The organism is Agrobacterium sp. ES01, from assembly GCF_050320885.1.
GTDB lineage: Bacteria > Pseudomonadota > Alphaproteobacteria > Rhizobiales > Rhizobiaceae > Allorhizobium.
Genome location: NZ_JBNQTH010000009.1, coordinates 101471 through 117888 on the forward strand (window position 1 = coordinate 101471; position 16418 = coordinate 117888).

Annotated in this window: 15 protein-coding genes and 1 pseudogene; 6 read left to right on the plus strand and 10 right to left on the minus strand. The window is 59.0% G+C overall.

The annotated features are described in order from the left end of the window. Positions 1-253: 253 nt before the first annotated feature. Entirely contained in the window at positions 254-910 is a 657-nt protein-coding gene (locus ACQQ2Q_RS20200) for a TetR/AcrR family transcriptional regulator (protein WP_428188936.1), read from the minus strand. Between the two features lie 45 nt (positions 911-955). On the opposite strand from ACQQ2Q_RS20200, the gene ACQQ2Q_RS20205 reads away from it, so the two are divergent. Further along, complete coding sequence (locus ACQQ2Q_RS20205; protein WP_428188937.1) at positions 956-2137, plus strand: serine hydrolase domain-containing protein; 1182 nt, start codon at positions 956-958, stop codon at positions 2135-2137. 60 nt (positions 2138-2197) lie between these two features. Here the strand turns inward: ACQQ2Q_RS20205 and ACQQ2Q_RS20210 are convergent. Beyond that, a pseudogene (locus ACQQ2Q_RS20210) lies at positions 2198-2476 on the minus strand (GNAT family N-acetyltransferase); the annotation flags it as partial. A 200-nt stretch (positions 2477-2676) separates the two neighbouring features. Between ACQQ2Q_RS20210 and ACQQ2Q_RS20215 the strand changes: the two are divergent. Then, on the plus strand, positions 2677-3348 hold the full coding sequence (locus ACQQ2Q_RS20215; RefSeq protein WP_428188938.1) for a transglycosylase domain-containing protein: 672 nt from the start codon (positions 2677-2679) through the stop codon (positions 3346-3348). A 429-nt stretch (positions 3349-3777) separates the two neighbouring features. On the opposite strand, the gene ACQQ2Q_RS20220 is transcribed toward ACQQ2Q_RS20215, so the two are convergent. Further along, on the minus strand, positions 3778-4992 hold the full coding sequence (locus ACQQ2Q_RS20220; RefSeq protein ID WP_428188939.1) for a cytochrome P450: 1215 nt from the start codon (positions 4990-4992) through the stop codon (positions 3778-3780). A gap of 500 nt (positions 4993-5492) precedes the next feature. On the opposite strand from ACQQ2Q_RS20220, the gene greA reads away from it, so the two are divergent. Beyond that, positions 5493-5975: a transcription elongation factor GreA gene (gene greA / locus ACQQ2Q_RS20225; RefSeq protein ID WP_428189004.1), complete on the plus strand. Its 483-nt coding sequence runs from the start codon at positions 5493-5495 to the stop codon at positions 5973-5975. 53 nt (positions 5976-6028) lie between these two features. Here greA and ACQQ2Q_RS20230 read toward each other — a convergent pair whose 3' ends face one another. After that, positions 6029-6682, minus strand: coding sequence for a TetR/AcrR family transcriptional regulator (locus ACQQ2Q_RS20230; RefSeq protein WP_428188940.1), 654 nt, complete (start codon positions 6680-6682; stop codon positions 6029-6031). Between the two features lie 133 nt (positions 6683-6815). On the opposite strand from ACQQ2Q_RS20230, the gene ACQQ2Q_RS20235 reads away from it, so the two are divergent. Beyond that, positions 6816-8030 carry a multidrug effflux MFS transporter gene (locus ACQQ2Q_RS20235; protein WP_428188941.1) on the plus strand — a complete coding sequence of 405 codons (1215 nt, stop codon included), beginning with the start codon at positions 6816-6818 and terminating at the stop codon, positions 8028-8030. Between the two features lie 36 nt (positions 8031-8066). Here ACQQ2Q_RS20235 and ACQQ2Q_RS20240 read toward each other — a convergent pair whose 3' ends face one another. The 4 genes from ACQQ2Q_RS20240 to ACQQ2Q_RS20255 are packed head-to-tail and all read right to left on the minus strand — an operon-like array spanning position 8067 to position 13141. Beyond that, complete coding sequence (locus tag ACQQ2Q_RS20240; protein ID WP_428188942.1) at positions 8067-8612, minus strand: sarcosine oxidase subunit gamma; 546 nt, start codon at positions 8610-8612, stop codon at positions 8067-8069. Positions 8613-8624: 12 nt separating this feature from the next. Further along, entirely contained in the window at positions 8625-11582 is a 2958-nt protein-coding gene (locus ACQQ2Q_RS20245; protein ID WP_428188943.1) for a sarcosine oxidase subunit alpha family protein, read from the minus strand. After that, the gene (locus ACQQ2Q_RS20250) at positions 11579-11860 is read right to left on the minus strand and encodes a sarcosine oxidase subunit delta (RefSeq protein ID WP_428188944.1); all 282 of its coding nucleotides are present in this window, start codon (positions 11858-11860) and stop codon (positions 11579-11581) included. Before ACQQ2Q_RS20250 ends, ACQQ2Q_RS20245 begins: the two co-directional genes overlap by 4 nt. Positions 11861-11887: 27 nt before the next feature. After that, the gene (locus ACQQ2Q_RS20255; RefSeq protein ID WP_428188945.1) at positions 11888-13141 is read right to left on the minus strand and encodes a sarcosine oxidase subunit beta family protein; all 1254 of its coding nucleotides are present in this window, start codon (positions 13139-13141) and stop codon (positions 11888-11890) included. A 279-nt stretch (positions 13142-13420) separates the two neighbouring features. Here ACQQ2Q_RS20255 and ACQQ2Q_RS20260 point away from each other — a divergent pair, with 279 nt between their 5' ends. Beyond that, the gene (locus ACQQ2Q_RS20260) at positions 13421-14461 is read left to right on the plus strand and encodes a DUF2793 domain-containing protein (RefSeq protein WP_428188946.1); all 1041 of its coding nucleotides are present in this window, start codon (positions 13421-13423) and stop codon (positions 14459-14461) included. A 50-nt stretch (positions 14462-14511) separates the two neighbouring features. Here the strand turns inward: ACQQ2Q_RS20260 and ACQQ2Q_RS20265 are convergent, their stop codons facing one another. Then, positions 14512-15240: a helix-turn-helix domain-containing protein gene (locus tag ACQQ2Q_RS20265; protein WP_428188947.1), complete on the minus strand. Its 729-nt coding sequence runs from the start codon at positions 15238-15240 to the stop codon at positions 14512-14514. Between the two features lie 415 nt (positions 15241-15655). Between ACQQ2Q_RS20265 and ACQQ2Q_RS20270 the strand changes: the two genes are divergently transcribed. Beyond that, complete coding sequence (locus ACQQ2Q_RS20270; protein WP_428188948.1) at positions 15656-15931, plus strand: DUF1153 domain-containing protein; 276 nt, start codon at positions 15656-15658, stop codon at positions 15929-15931. A gap of 12 nt (positions 15932-15943) precedes the next feature. On the opposite strand, the gene ACQQ2Q_RS20275 is transcribed toward ACQQ2Q_RS20270, so the two are convergent. Beyond that, positions 15944-16399, minus strand: a complete 456-nt coding sequence (locus tag ACQQ2Q_RS20275; protein WP_428188949.1) for a paraquat-inducible protein A — start codon at positions 16397-16399, stop codon at positions 15944-15946. Between the last annotated feature and the right edge of the window lie 19 nt (positions 16400-16418).

Here is a 16418-nt window from a genome sequence, read left to right on the forward strand (position 1 = left end):
CCCGATGCGGTCATTCGGGAGAGCAAGCAGACGGACGGCATTATGCCTTCACCTGGGTCAGAGCAGCGATCCCCCGGCGCATTCGAAATGCGGTCATCCAACGATGGCCGTGTCATGTCGCCTTGGCGCCGATAGGAGACATCGCGGCTTGGCCTGCTGCCGCAAAACTCCCCATTCTGCGACGTCGCAAAAGTCAGGAAAACAAGTGTCACTTTAATTAAGAGTTTCGCGGCAGACGGTCGGAAGGTGACGGCTAAGACGCGGTGGCTAACCCGTGAACCTTTGAAAGAGTGATTGAAGCGATAGCTTTCAATTCGGCTGCCGAAGCGCCGTCTTTTGCCTGAACCGACATGCCCTGAATGATTGCTCCCACAAAACGCGCCAAGGCTTGGGGGTCGGTGTTGGACGGTAACTGCCCCTCCGCAATGCCGCGCGCGATACGGTTCTGCAGCGCGTCGAGCGTCGTCTTACGTTCGCCTGCCACCATCGCCGCAACAGTTTGATTTTCTTCGGCGCAGTTGAGCACTGCCGTTGAGATCATGCAACCATGTGGGCGGTCTGGGTTCGAAAATTCAACAGCTGCCTCCATCAACAAACGTTCGATAGCGGTGGTTACCTCAGGCTCTTCGAGCGCGGCGATTGCAAAAGCGCCGATCCGCGACTGATACCAATCGAGAGCTTCTCTGTAGAGATCTGCCTTGCTGGAAAAAGCGGAGTAAAGGCTCTGCGGCGTTATTCCCATGGCCTTGGTCAGATCGGCGATAGATGCGCCTTCATAACCAAGCCTCCAAAACGTCAGGCCCGCGTGTTCGAGTGCTTCGGCACGATCGAAAGCCCGTGGGCGGCCTCTAGGGCGTGGGATGCTCGTGGATTTATTTATCACAACGATCACTCTTGAAATTGAACGCATGCTCCGCTATTACGGAGGGATCGCTCCGAATATAGGTGCCATTTCATGGAAAGCAATATTTTTGACACTCAGACGAATGCAGCCGTTTCGGCGCAGGATGCTCGCCTCAAAGAGCGCATCGATGTGGTGATAGACCGAGCAATTGCTAATCAAAGAATCGTCGGCACTGTGGTTTTGACGATCCAAGATGGCAGGTTGATTTACCGCCGCGCTGCAGGACTGGCAGATCGAGAATCTGAAACCCCGATGAGGGAAGATGCCGTGTTCCGGTTGGCATCAATCACCAAGCCGATTGTCTCGGCGACATTGATGCGGCTTGTCGAACGCGGTCAGATTTCTCTTGATGATCCAGTCACACGGTGGTTGCCTGATTTCCGACCAGGGCTTGAGGATGGGAGTGAGCCGGTCATCACGGTTCGCCAGCTCCTCACGCATACTTCGGGGCTGAGCTATCGCTTTGTCGAGCCTGCCGGCGGTCCCTATGATCAGTTTGATGTTTCTGATGGACTCGATCAGCCCGGCCTCAGTCTTAAGGAAAACCTGGACCGACTCGTGAAAGCGCCGCTCGTCTTCCCTCCGGGCAAAGGCTGGCGTTATTCTCTAGGCCTCGATGTTCTTGGCGCGGTTATTGCTGAGATAACAGGAAAGTCTCTTCCGGAGACGGTTAAGGCGGAAGTACTCAACCCGCTGGGTCTGGAGAGCATGAGCTTCGTGGTGACCGATCCGAGTCGGTTGGTAACACCTTATGCGGACGGGACACCGACGCCCGTGCGCATGACAGATGGCATTGCTTTGCCCATCTGGCAGAATGCCGCCCGCTTCGCACCGAGCCGTGCGCTGAACCCTGCCTCCTACCCATCGGGTGGCGCAGGCATGATCGGCACGGCCGGCGATGTGCTGCGCTTTCTCGAAACCATCCGAACGGGTGGCGGCTCTATTTTGTCATCGCAGACCGTCGCCGAGATGTTCAAGGATCAGGTGGGTGTACACACGCAAACGCACGGACCAGGTTGGGGTTTCGGTTTTGGCTGGGCGGTTCTCAATGACCCCGAGCTCGCTCAGTCGCCGCAGTCCACGGGGACGATCCAGTGGGGAGGCGCCTATGGCCATAGCTGGTTCGTTGATCCCACACAAAAACTTACAGTCGTTGCGATGACCAATACTGCGTTCGAAGGCATGTCGGGCGTGTTTCCAATGGACATCAGAAACGCTATTTATGACGGATAGCATCTCCTTTCTTCGTAGGCGTGCAGTGTCGCCGACGAACGCACTATCGCAGAAATCCTAAATTTGCTTACTGATTTTAAAGCCGCGTGCACTCGGATCGACGAACATGCGCTTGATCTCTCCCGTCATGTCGCCGGAATCCACTAGGGCGCAGCAACCAACGATCTGTTCGCGTCTTCTCGCAACGAAAAACGTAACATTTGGTTTTTCTAAGGTTGCGAGGTCGAGCGCATGGTTGCTAACTGCGGGATACAATGAGGCCGCATAGGCATCGGACGCCTGCAAAAGCCTGATCACGCCAGCTTGACGCGGGCTCTCGATCGATATTGTGACCATCATGCTAGGCTCCATCAGCAAAAACGTCTCACCCTTATCAAAGGGGGTGGAATGTCCGCAATGGGCGCGAAGCGGCGGACGAATGTCGACCCTTTACCGTCATTGGCCGTAGGCGAAATATCCGCGAAATGCCTGAATGTCGCGACAATTGAGTGTCAGTTAACTCTATTATCCTGCCCGGTTGATTTCGAAAGAGATTTCGCATGAGACGCATTTTCAAGTTCGGAGGCCTTTTTTTGGGCCTGCTGGTCGTGTCAGCTTTTCTATACGGTGCAAAAGGATATTGGGACGCTCTGTCCGATGCTCCGCAACTAAGTCAGCGCGCAGACGATTTGATAGCTCAGGGACATGGAGGAGACTCCCTTGGTGCGGCGCATCTGGCGATCTTGCTGAAGGTGCAAGACCCAAGCTTCACCAGTCATCCCGGCGTCGATTTTTCAACCCCAGGAGCGGGACTGACAACAATTACGCAGTCGGCTTCCAAGCGCCTCGCGTTCAAGGAATTCCATCCGGGAATCGGCAAGATCCGCCAAACCGGCTACGCGATGGGGCTGGAAAGCCGGCTTTCCAAAGAGCAAATCCTTGCCTTGTGGCTCGACACATTGGAGATGGGGAAAGGCCCGGACGGATGGATGAGAGGCTTTTACAACGCAAGTTCCGCGATTTATGGGCGGCCGCCCGCCGAGCTGAGCAACGCAGAATTCATTCGAATGGTAGCCGTACTTATCGCACCGGGATCCTATAAGCTTGGAGAAAGCGACGCTGAACTCGATGGGCGTGTCGCTCGAATTGAACGTCTTGTGGCAGGATCATGTGTGCCTGAAGGATGGAGCGATGTATGGCTTGAGGGCTGCCGGAAGCATTCAGATCGCTAACCAGAATAGCATTGCAGCAGCTGTTAGGAGCTTGAGACATGGCGAATAGCCCCATCTCCCCTTCCGGCCACAAAGCAAAAATATCGCCGCCGGCAAGCTATAGCCGTTGTCAGCTGCCGGAGATGACGCGCGCGTCGAGCAGGTTGACCGACATGAGAGCGTATCGCACTTTCCGCCGCCCCATCATTGCGTCCTGCGGCTACAACTCCCCCTCAACCATCCCCGAGCGCCCAACTGTCCACCGCCTGCACCAAGGAAGAAACCACGGAGACCCCATCGCAGGACGCCCTGCCACAGCGGCCGATTTGGCATCCTCTTCCTCTTGCGACCGATCATGCATCGAAGGCGGTGTAGAGAGCCCTTTCATCCCGGCCACCCGAGCCGAGGACGGCAAGACGCTCGGGCGGTCGTTCTGCCTGCCCCGGTTCTCTACGGTATCCGCACAATCATCGGCGTGATCTGGCGGATGCCGCCAAAGCCCAGCATACGCGGTGCCGTTTCGATCTCGATATCGGGGGCAGCCGCGAGAAGGGCCTTCAGGCTTTCCTCCATTTCGAGGCGCGCCAGCATCTCGCCGATGCAGCGATGCGCCCCGTGACCGAAAACGAGATGCAGGCGAGGATGATCGGTCCGGCGCATGTTGAACACATCGGGCTCGGAATAAAGCTTGGGATCGCGCATGGCGGACATGGTGCTCAGCTGCAGCAGAACGCCGGCCGGCACCCGCGTTCCGCCAATCTGCATCTCGCTCACGGTGAAGCGTGGCACATTGGAGACCGAGGGTTCGAACCGCATGCTTTCGGAAATCGCCTCGGGCACGAGCGATGGATCTGCATGAAGCGCCGCCCAGTCTTGCGGGCGCTGGCGCAGCAGCGAGACCGTCATGGCAAAGGCGGCACGGGTGGTGTCGCTACCGCCGAGCATCATGGCCAGCACCTGATTCACCAGACAGTCGAATTCCATCTCCTGGTTGTGCACCCAATCGGCGACCAGTTTCGACAGGAGATCGTCGTTCGGTGCCGTCATCCGCGCCAACATGTGCTCCTTCACATAGGTGAAGACCTCACCGGCCGCCGTCTCGATCCGGGCATGATTGTCGATCGGATAGATCGGTGCGACCGCCTTGGCCATATCGTAGATGCGCGGGGCAAAATAGGAAGCCTCCGAGATCGGCAGGCCGATGATCGAGGCGATCATCTCCGAGGGCACGCGGCCTGCCATATGCTCGACAAAGTCGAAGCTCTCGCCCTGCGGCAGGTTGGCAACGATATTGCGCGCCACAGCCTCGATGCCATCGCGCGAGGCACGAATGGCCTGGTGGGAAAACGTGCGCGCAAAGGGGCCGCGCTTTGTCCGATGGTCCTGACCGTTGGCAAACAGGAGGACATCGCGCAGGAAGCGGGCCATCGCTCCCTCGGGCACCTGGTGATGCGCAACGTAGTCGCGGCCCTCGACCTGCACGGTGCCGTCATCTTTCAACAGCGGCATCACATCTTCGGCACGAAGAACATAGTAGCAGCGATCGTTGATCTTGATGACCGGATGTTTCTCGCGCAGTTCCGCAAACCTTGCATGCGGGTCCTCGAGCAGCCAATGCGGGTCGATCAGGGGCGCCTCTGCGGCGATGGGCGAAATCTGGTTCATGGTGTGCGTCCTTCCTGTGTCAGGATCAGAAATGAATGGCGGTTCTCTGCGCGTTGCAGCGCCGCGAAATTCCGGTTCGCCTTGCAAGCACGCTCGGCCCCGCAAAACGGTCTCGATGTCTCTCGCCAACCTGGCGACAAGGCCGAATGAGGCGCTGTGTCGGGCATGACAGACCGAATGCATTGTCTTAGAATGTCGGCACGCAGCAGAGCCTATGGTTGATCACGCCTCTTGCATCAGGCCGACCGTGTCCCATGGATACTGCTGCGGCGCAGGAGCGCTCGATATTTGCCAATCGTTGTAGCGAGCGTGGTACTTTTCTCGGTCGACGTGCATTGAGATGCGCAACTGCGACCGACCGCGCAACGCGCAAGAGCCATGGCGCGTTGAATTCCATGAAGATGCCGCCGGTCGACTGGCTGACCGCGCCCCTTTTCGATCGGGCCGTTTGCGCCTACATTCTCACCAGATCTGCAATCTCAGTTACGGGAGCACCCGCATTGTCCGTCGCCTTCACCAAGGAAGAATCCTCAGAGACCGCATCGGAAACCATTCTCCCCGAGCGGGTGATTTCCGCGCAGCCCAATCTGGTGACGGAGAGCGGGTTGAAGGCGCTGGAGGCGGAACTGGCGGTGGCGCGCGAGGCCTATGCTGCGGGCAATCTGATCGAGGATGTCAACGACAAGCGTCGCCAGACGGCAGGTCCGGCCCGCGATATCCGCTATCTGGTGGAGCGCATCCGCACCGCCGATCTGCAGCCGGCGCCGGCAAGCAACGATATCGTCGCCTTTGGCTCCACCGTGCGCTTCGAGCGCGAGGATGGACGCGTGCAGACGTTCCGCATTGTCGGCGAGGACGAGGCCGATCCGAAATCCGGCACCGTCTCCTGGGTCTCTCCCCTCGCCCGGGTCCTGCTCGGCAAGGCACTCGGCGATCTGGCGATGCTGGGCAATGAGGAACTGGAAATCCAGAAGATCACATAGAAACGCCACGGCCAGCCGCGATCCGCGCGACTGCCGCACTCGAACCCGCGCCCTCAGTCTGAGACGCCGGCACCGAAAAGCCCGATCATCACCATGCTTGCCATCTCCACCCGTCGCTCCAGCTCGTCGCGCATGGTGTCGATATTCTGGTTCAGCATCAATGCCTTCAGATGCAGACTTCCAAGGATGAGGCCAAGAAACATATCGGCCAGAAGATCGGGATCGATGGCGGGCTGGTGATCGGCTCCGGTCAACAGTCCCCGCTGCAGTTCAGTGGCAACATAGATCTGGGTCTTGTCCACGCATTCGCTGTAGAAACGCTCGGAAAGCTCTGGCGTCTTGGTGGCCTCCGATATCACAAGGCGGGTCAGCGCCACCTGCCGTGGCGACAGGATGAAGGCACCGAGTTCCTCGAGCATGCGGCGAAGACGTTGCACCGGCGTTGCATCCCCTATCGACATCACCACCTCATCGATGGGCAGGAGATCATGGCTGTCGACCAGTGCGCCAAACAACGCACCCTTGTCGGGAAAATGTTTGTAGACCGATTTCTTCGCCATGCCGGCGGCCCGGGCGATCTCTTCCATGGTCGCATCGCCATAGCCCATGCTATCGAAAACGCGCTCCGCCGCATTGAGGATCGCGGTCTTGCGCGCCTCCTCCGACAGGCTTGGAGGGCGCCCCGCCGTAACCGTACTGCCGTCCATCCCAGTCATTCCTTCTTAACCGCGTTGTCGACAAGTCCATTGACAAATCGAAACGAATGCGTTTCCTAATGCAATAAAGAAACGATATCGTTTCCTTGTTATCGTTGCAAGCCGTCTCTGAAGGAGCAGAACCGTGGAACAGACCAGTCCTCCGAAAACCCTGCCTATTGCCATCGCGCTTGGCTCGCTCTGCGCGCTCGGCCCCTTCTCCACCGACATGCATGTATCGGCCATGCCGCAGATGGCCGACGATCTGGCGACCTCTGCCGCCACGATCCAGATGACCATGATGACCTATTTCTGCGGTTTCACCATCGGCCAGCTGTTTTATGGTCCCGCCTCCGACGCGCTCGGTCGCAAGCCGGTCATCTTCTTTGCCCTTGCCGTCTTTCTGGCCGGCACCATAGGCTGCGTGCTGTCGGTCACCCCCAATCAGATGCTCGCCTTCCGCTTCCTCCAGGGCTGTGGCGGCTCCATCGGCATGGTCATCGCCACCGCCACCATCCGCGACCTCTTCAGCGGCATAAAGGCGGCCAGGTTGATGTCGCTGGTTATCCTGGTCCTCGGCCTTGCTCCGGTGATCGCCCCGCTGGCCGGCAGCATGCTGCTGACATTTTCCACCTGGCGCGTGATCTTCATGGTCATGGGACTGCTGTGCCTTGTCGTGGCAACGCTGGTCGTCGTTCTGCTGCCTGAAACACGCATGCCGGCGCTACGCGCCACCAGCCAGCCCTCCAGGGCCATCCACTGGTATGCAAAGCTTCTCTTCACCCGAAGCTTCATTCCCTATGCCGGCGCGCTGGCCTTTGCACAAGGGGGCTTTTTTGCCTATATCGCCGGCTCGTCCTTCGTGCTCATCAATGTCTACGGTCTGAGCCCCATCACCTTCTCGGTCATTTTCGCGCTCAACGCTCTGGGCATCGGCATAGGTACCCAGGTCTCCACCCGTTTCGGCGAGAAGATCGGGCTCAAGAATGTCGTGAGAATGTCCTCGCTGATCTTTGCAGGCGCCGCCGTCCTGCTGGTCGGCATGGAACTGCTGCATATCGGCACGGTCTATTCCGTCTGCATCCTGCTGTTTATCGCCGTGATCGGTGTCGGTGGCATGATGCCCTCCTGCAATGTCCTTGCCATGGAAAGCCAGGGCCACATCGCCGGCACGGCAGCCGCCCTCTCCGGCGCGCTTGGCTTTGGCGCAGGTGCCCTGTCGAGCCTCGGCATCGGCCTCATGGAAGACGGCACCGCACTGCCCATGCTGATGATCATCGCCATCAGCGCCATCGGCGCAACACTGGTCGCCCATCTCGCCTTCGGCGATCAGGAAGCAAGCGCTGCTACCCAGTCGTAATGACAAGGGCGGGCAATCCAGGCAAGGATGTCCGCCCTAGCCCGCAAAGCCGGCCGTCATGGCAAATTCCCGGCCCATTTCCACGATTTCGTCGAACACATAGCCGGCATAGGAGCGCATGACGGTAATCTCGAATTCATCGACGCCGGTGCGCGCCAGATTGGCCGGCGTGTGACAGCACAGTGTATTGGCAGAGCCGCCAAGGTCGAACTGGTCCGGATGAAGATCCAAACCCGCACATTTCGCCAGAACATTGCGCACCCGCGGGCCTGAAAGCCGCATCACCACACGGCCCTCGCTCTGGTCGACAAAGGACAGTTGGCCCGACAGCAATGCCAGGTCGCGGATCAGGGTTTCGGGCGCAATCGATTCCGACACCAGCAGCCATTCGCCGGGACCGCAAAAGCGCACCGATACCTCGGCGATTTCGGCCAGCGCCTCCTCCACCGAGCTCTCGTGACCGGCATGCGCCAGTACGGAAAACACCAGCGGCCGCTTCAGGATCGCCAGATGATGCGGATTGGGCGTGCCGGCAAATCCGGCGATATAGTCGTCCAGCGCGTGGGCGTGAGAAAATGACATGGGCAGCACTCCTTACACCTTCAGCTTCTTGTTGTCGGGGTCGATAAAGACCGGCGAGCAGACTTCCGCCAGCACCTCCGACCCGCGCAAACCGTCCCAGACCACGACTTTTTCGCCCATGCGCTCACGCCCGGATTTCAGGAAGCCAAGGCCGATCGTGTGGCCGAGCATGGGCGAAAAGCAGACGGATGACACCCAGCCCTGATCACTTGTCATGGAGGGCTTTGCCCCCTCTTTGAGAATATGCGCGCCGGCCTTGAAGTGCTGATCGTGCTCGACCGGTTTCAGGCCCACAAGCTGCGCCCGGTCGGCGGCAGTCAGTCCGAAGCGGCTGGAGAGGCGTTTGCCGATGAAATCCGGTTTCTGACCGGCAAACATGGCGCCAAGCCCCAGATCGTCCGGCGTGGTACGTCCGTCGATTTCGGCATGGGTCACAAACCCCTTCTCGATGCGCATGACATTGAGCGCCTCCACACCGTAAGCGCAGATGCCGTGCTCCTTGCCGGCGGCCATGATCGCATCGGCGACCGCCTCGCCGTAACCGGCCGGAACGCCCAGTTCATAGGCCAGCTCGCCGGAAAAGGAGATACGGTAGAGACGTGCGGAAAGCCCTCCCTTCAGGGTTACCTCTTGCGCCGCCAGAAACGGTACCGCGTCGTTGGACACATCGTCTTCAACGATCCGGTCAAGGATCACCCGCGCTTTCGGCCCAACCAGCGACATCTGCGCCCATTGGTCGGAGGCAGACACCATGCGCACATCCAGATCCGGGAAAAGCGCCTGCGCTGCAAATTCCAGATGGGTCATCACCTCGCCGGCAGCAGCCGTAGTGGTGGTGATGAAGAAATGATCCTCGGCAAAACGGCTGGCGGTGCCGTCGTCCATCACAATCCCGTCTTCCCTCAGCATCAGCCCGTAACGCGCCTTGCCGACCGGAAGCTTGAGGAACCCGTTGGAATAGACCCGGTTGAGGAATTCGGCGGCGTCCGGGCCAAACACTTCGATCTTGCCGAGCGTCGAAACATCGCAAAGCCCGGCATGGGCACGCACGCATTTGACCTCGCGGTCCACCGTTTCGCGCCAGCCGCTCTCGCCGTCCCTTGGAAAATAAGAGGATCGATACCAGAGCCCGGCTTCAACGAACACGGCGCCGTTTTTCTTCGCCCAGCCATGCAGCGGCGATTGCCTGACCGGCCTTGAATGCTCGCCCCGGCTGGTGCCCGTCAGCGCACCGAAGGAGACAGGTGTGTAAAAGGGGCGGAAGGTGGTCGTGCCGATCTCGGCGGGTGAAACCCCGCGCATGCCGGCCATGATGCCGGCCATGTTGATATTGCCAAGTTTTCCCTGATCGGTCGCCATGCCGGCCGTGGTGTAGCGCTTGGTGTGCTCCACATGACCGAAGGCCTCGCGCTGGGCAAGCGCCAGATCCCTGACCGAGACATCGTTCTGGAAGTCCACAAAGGCCTTGCCCCTGGAGCCCTGCACATACCAGAGCGGGGCAAAATCGGCGTCATAGTCGCCCTCGACATCCGGAATTTCGACCATGCCGGTGATCCGGCCCATGGCCTCGACCGCCAGATGGGCTTTCTCCGCCCCATCCTTCAGGCAGGCAGCGATGGATGAAAGCCCGGCAGCCGATCCGGCGGCCACAAATTGCTGTCCGACATCCGGCGCCATGAACGCCTGATGCGCGTCCGACCATTTTGGCTTTGCCCCGCGCTGGCAGGCCAGATGCACCACCGGGCTGAACCCGCCAGACATCAAAAGCGCGTCGCAGTCGATTGCCTCCTCATAGCCGGAGCGTTCAACCAGAATCCCCGACAACCGCTGACGTCCCTTGGTGGAGGTCACCCCCGCACCGGAAATCACCCGCACAGCGGAAGGCGCGGTATTGGCAGCACCGGGTCGACTGTCGATCAGGGCTGCAACCTCGACACCGGCATCCGTCAGATCCGCCGCTGCCCTATAACCCGCACCGCCATTGGTAAAGACCGCAACCTTTTCGCCGACACTCACCCCGTAGCGGTTGAGATAGCTGCGCCCGGCACTGGCCATCATCACGCCCGGCCTGTCATTGCCACCGAACACCAGCGGACGTTCTTCAGCGCCCGTCGCCATGATGGCGCGCTTGGCAACAATGCGCCACAGCCGCTCCACCGGCAGATCGGGCGATGGCTGGGCCACGTGTTTTTGCACTTTTTCAAGCGCGCCGAAGACATTGTCGTCATACCAGCCGAAGACCGTGCTGCGCGGCATCAGCGTCACATTGTCGAAGCTCTTCAACTCCTCCACCGTGCGCTCGGCAAACGCGGCGGCGGCAATGCCGTCGATGGAAATCTTCTCCGACAGAAGCGATCCACCGAGGCGAAAACCTTCATCCGCCAGAATGACCCGCAACCCGGCCCGCGCCGCGCAAAGGGCTGCCATCAGTCCGGTCGGCCCGGCGCCGATCACCAGCAGGTCGCAATGGGCCCAGGCTTTCTCGTAGCGATCCGGATCGGCCTCCATGACGGCCCGGCCGAGACCGGCCGCCTTGCGGATCAGCGGTTCATAGACCTTTTCCCAGAACGCCGCAGGCCACATGAAGGTCTTGTAGTAAAAACCGGCCGACAGAAAGGGCGACAAAAGCTGATTGACGGAACCGACATCATATTTGAGCGAAGGCCAGCGGTTCTGGCTGACCGCCGTCATGCCGTGATAAAGCTCGGCAACGGTTGCCCGCGTATTGGGCTCGCTGCGGGCACCGGTGCCGATACCAACCAGGGCATTGGGCTCTGCGGAACCGGCGGTTACAATGCCGCGCGGGCGATGATATTTGAAGGAACGCCCCACCAGCATCTGGTCGTTGGCGAGCAGAGCCGAGGCCAGCGTGTCGCCCTCGAAGCCACGCATTTCCTTGCCGTCAAAGGTGAAGGTGAAGGTGCGCCCACGATTAACAATGCCACCGGACGACAGACGGGAAGCGCTCATCGTCCAGCCTCCCTGGCAAGCTTGGCAGCATCGCTGACGGCATAGACCTCATGGCTTGCGGCATTGTCGCGCTCGACCACCAGCCAGCGTCGGCAGCCGCCGGTATGGTGCCAGTGTTCCACAACACGCCCCTTGGGATTATCGCGCACAAACACATATTCATACCAGGCATCGTCGCTGGCAGACGCATCGGGACGCAGCGGCGTGGCATCGCCGCGAATGGAGAATTCTTCCTTGGGACGGACCCCGCAATGGGGACAATGGATCAGGCTGGCCATGAATTATGTCTCAATGCAAACAGGAGCTTAATGAAGGTTCGGCTGTGGACCGTGGCCGGTCTCGTCGATCTGGAACCCGCGACGGAAACGATCGAGCCGCAAGAAGCGCGCCACCTGATGCGTTTCCTCCTTGGCGATCAGATGGGCAAAGCAGAAGCCGGATGCAGGCGTTGCCTTGAAGCCCCCATAGCACCAGCCGCAATTCAGGTAGAGATTGTCGATCGACGTCTTGTCGATGATCGGCGATCCGTCCATCGACATGTCCATGACACCGCCCCAGGCACGTAGCACCCGAAGCCGTGACAGGCCGGGGATCATGGCGACACCTTCCTCGATCGTGTGTTCCACCGTCTCCAGATTGCCACGCTGGGCATAGGACGAATAATAATCGAGATTGGCACCGAACACCAAGCCGCCCTTGTCGGACTGCGAGATATAGAAGTGGCCGGCCCCATAGGTGACCACATTGTCGAGCACCGGCTTGATGCCTTCCGACACGAAGGCCTGCAACACATGGGTCTCGATCGGCAAGTCCAGACCGGCCATCTTGCCCGTGACGGAGGTGTGGCCGGCCGTTGCCAACGCCAGCTTGTTGCAGCCGATATAACCCTTGCTGGTCTCCACGCCCTCCACCCGGCCCTCGGCGTCGCGGCGAATGCCGGTCACCTCGCAATGCTGGATGATATCGACACCGCGGCTGTCTGCGCCGCGACCATAGCCCCAGGCGACCGCATCGTGACGCGCCGTGCCAGCACGTTTTTGCAACAACCCGCCCATGATGGGGAAGCGCGCATGGTCGAAATTGAGATAGGGCATCATCTTCCTGACCTGCTCGCGGTCGAGCAGGTCTGCATCGACGCCATGCATGCGCATGGCATTGCCGCGCCGTGCATAGGCGTCGCGCTGGCCGTCGGAATGATAGAGATTGATGATGCCCCGCTGGCTCATCATGGCATTATAGTTGAAATCCTGCTCCATGCCCTCCCAGAGCTTCAGCGAAAATTCATAGAAGGGCTCATTGCCCTCCAGCATGTAGTTGGAACGCACAATGGTGGTGTTTCGACCGATATTGCCGGAGCCGAGATAGCCCTTTTCCAGTACCGCCACATTGGTGATGCCGAATTCCTTGGCAAGATAATAGGCGGTTGAAAGACCATGCCCCCCGCCACCCACGATAATCACATCGTAATGCGGCTTTGGCTCCGGCTCCCGCCAGGCGGGCTTCCAGTGCCGGTTGCCGGAAAAGCCGTTCTTCAAAATGGAAAGGGCTGAATATCGCATAAGGGTATCCCGTAAAGACGTGGCGACAGATTGGCATATGCGGCTGAAAGAGCAAGCGGATACGGGACAGAAATCTGCCCATATGCGACATCGCCCAATCGAACCCGTTCACATTGTCCTGATTGCCCTTATCGCCGGAAACAGCGCCGAATCTGTGGAAGAAATTTGCGGAAAATCCAGCGATTTCAACAAATGCAACATCATTTTTTCCACACCTTCCAAAACCGGGTGACAATAGCGTCATGGCCCAGAGAGGCAGCGAACCAATAGGAGACGGATATGAGCGACGAAACCAACAATCTCGAACTGCCCTACATCCTGCCGGCACAGGCACAAAAGCATGTCACCCATAACGAGGCGCTTCAGCGACTGGACGCGATAGTGCAGCTTACGATCGCAGATATGCTGGGGGAGCCGCCCGAAGACCCGGGCGAAGGCCAGTGCTTTGGCGTGGCCGAGGACGCGACCGGCGAATGGAGCGGCCGCGACGGCAAGCTCGCCTGCTGGCAGGATGGGGCCTGGAACTTCATCACCCCAAAACCGGGTTGGTTGGCGTTCGACCATAGCGCCGGACATGTGAAATCGTTTGACGACGGTGCATGGCAAGATTTCCCCCTGCCCTTAACAGCCAGCTTCGAAAAGCTGGGGATCAACGCGACCGCCGACGATTACAACCGGCTGTCGTTATCGGCCCATGCGAGCCTGCTCACCCATGCGGGCAACGGTCATCAATTGAAGATCAACAAACAATCCACAGGCGATACCGCCTCACTACTGTTTCAAACCGACTGGCAGGGGCGAGCGGAATTCGGGACAGCTGGCGAAGACAGGTTTTCGATCAAGGTCAGTGCCGACGGCATATCCTGGGCGACAGCATTTGTGGCCTCCCCAGGGGGTATCGTCGACCTGCCCAATCGTCCGCTGACACGCGCATCCAGAACTGCAGCAGCCGTGACGCCTGCGGATGGCAGTCAGACAGGTTTTCAGTCACTGAGCGTCGCGCAAGGCGGTTTTGCCTTGGGTGCCGCGGTTCCGTCCGGCACGGGCAATCGCCTGGATATACCCGCAGACGGTCTCTACCTCATCTGCCTCAACCTCGCGGTCAATTCATCCACCAGCCATGAGGCCCGGGTGCTGAAAAACGGCAGCACGACGCTTGCCCGCATTGCCGGCCACAATAGCGGCGGACCGCGATGTCATCAGTCGGTAACCGCCATCGTCGAGCTCACGGCCGGCGACTGGCTCTGCCTCGAACATTCGGGCGATGCGGAGATCGAATTCGGGCCAGGCTACACGGAACTCAGCCTCATCAGGCTCTAGAGCCCATCATCGGCCCATGCGGTCGAAATCTTGGACAAAAGTGCGTCCGGCTAGAGCAGCCGGAAGCGACAGGCACGTGCCACGGCCTGCATGCGATTGACTGAGTCCAGCTTGCGCATCGCGCTTTTCAGGTAGCTGACCACGGTGTGGCTGGAGATATTGAGGATCAAGGCGATTTCCTCGCTGCTCTTGCCCGCCGCCGACCAGCGCAGACATTCGAGTTCACGCCCGGATAACCGCTCGCGCGGCCCTTCGGGACGATACTCATCGAAGCGCGTATCGATCAATTCCATGGTGGAAAAGTAGATTTCCCGGATTTCCGCCTGGGGCATTTCCTTACGGTTTCCGGAAAAAACGAACACATAGTGGTTCAAATCGGCACTGTGGATAGAGAAAACGAGATTGGAATTCATGCTGCGCCCGGCAAAAATTGCCTCCACATTTTCCTTGGTCGACGAGGACTGTGCGTCACCAAAAACGCAACCGTCGACCAGCGTGGGGCGAATGCCGGATTTAAGCAGCGCGATCAATTTGCTGAAGCCGAAAACATCCACCGAACCATAGGATTCACGAAGATCCTCGGGCCAGTTGCTCAAGAGTAGATTGGCGCTGAATTCGGGCATGTCGCCCTTGGGAAAGCGCGTGACAAGAAACGCGCCCATTCCATGGCGACAGGCAAGCGCCTCGAAGGCCGAATAAAGCCCACGATCATCGTCTTCTGCATTGAATATATTGTCAGAATCCAGTTGGCGCTGCAGTCCGTCAGAAGAATAATACATGGAACTTCCTTGCATGGGCGTCTTGCCCCGTGATCGACGAGCCGGATCTTTCATGCCATTCCGGCCACGATGACGCTAAACAAACGCCCACGCGCGCCCGCAGTCGTAGACTGAAGGTGCGGCAGCTGAAGAATTGATCCATAGGCAAAACAAGCTGCCCCGAGAGGCGCGCGAGTATTTCTAAAGTCTTTTTCGCACATATTCGAAACCGATAATAATACTAATTCAGCATGACTCCTATGCATCCGTTACAAGTTTACGTTGGGGAAGGACACGGCTGCTTTGAGAGAGCCTTTCGTCCCGGTTAATCAAATAGAGACATTTATTATCAAATTGTTACGAGGAGCTTAGGCAAATTTTAAAGGTCGCGAGCTAGGATTGCGGAGTGTGGTCTTGTGTATGTGTAGAGAGTCCAATGACCGAATTGATACGACCTCGAGTTAAATATGTTATCGGCCCCGATGGCAGCCCGTTGACGATTGCTGATCTGCCGCCGGCCAATACCCGTCGCTGGGTCATTCGCCGCAAGGCTGAAGTCGTCGCGGCCGTCCGCGGAGGTCTTTTGAGCCTTGAAGAAGCTTGTGAGCGATATACTCTGACCGTGGAGGAATTCCTCTCATGGCAGTCTTCGATCAGCGACCATGGTCTTCCGGGCCTGCGCACCACACGCATCCAGCAATACCGTCACTAAAAGATCCCTTCCCTATTGCCGGGGCTTGCGCATCATTGCTTGCAGCAGCCCCGCAATAAGAGACGATCCTGCGTAGAACCAGAGACCAGGCTGCGTGAAAGCGCTCGCCAGGCCACTGGTCTTTGCTGCGAATATGACGATGGCAACCAGCATCACATCCATCATGGACCACCGTGTGAGATGGGGAACCAGACGTCCAAGCAGCCCATCGCCGCCTCTGTCGGCGGCGGGCGCGATGGCCTCTGCCGTCAGGGCAACCAGCTTGAAGATCGGCAGAACGACGGAAAACAATCCGACCAGGAATGCAAGGAACGCATCGCCCTCCTGCCAAAGACTGGCGATAATCCCCGCAAGCGATGGCGCGTCGGAAAAGAAATACAGCGTTTCAAACCGCAGCAATGGCAGGCTAAGCCCGAGCGCGAGACAAAATCCCGCCGATGCCAGCAAGGCGGCCCTCACCCAAATCATCTGAAATGAACTCCTGTCC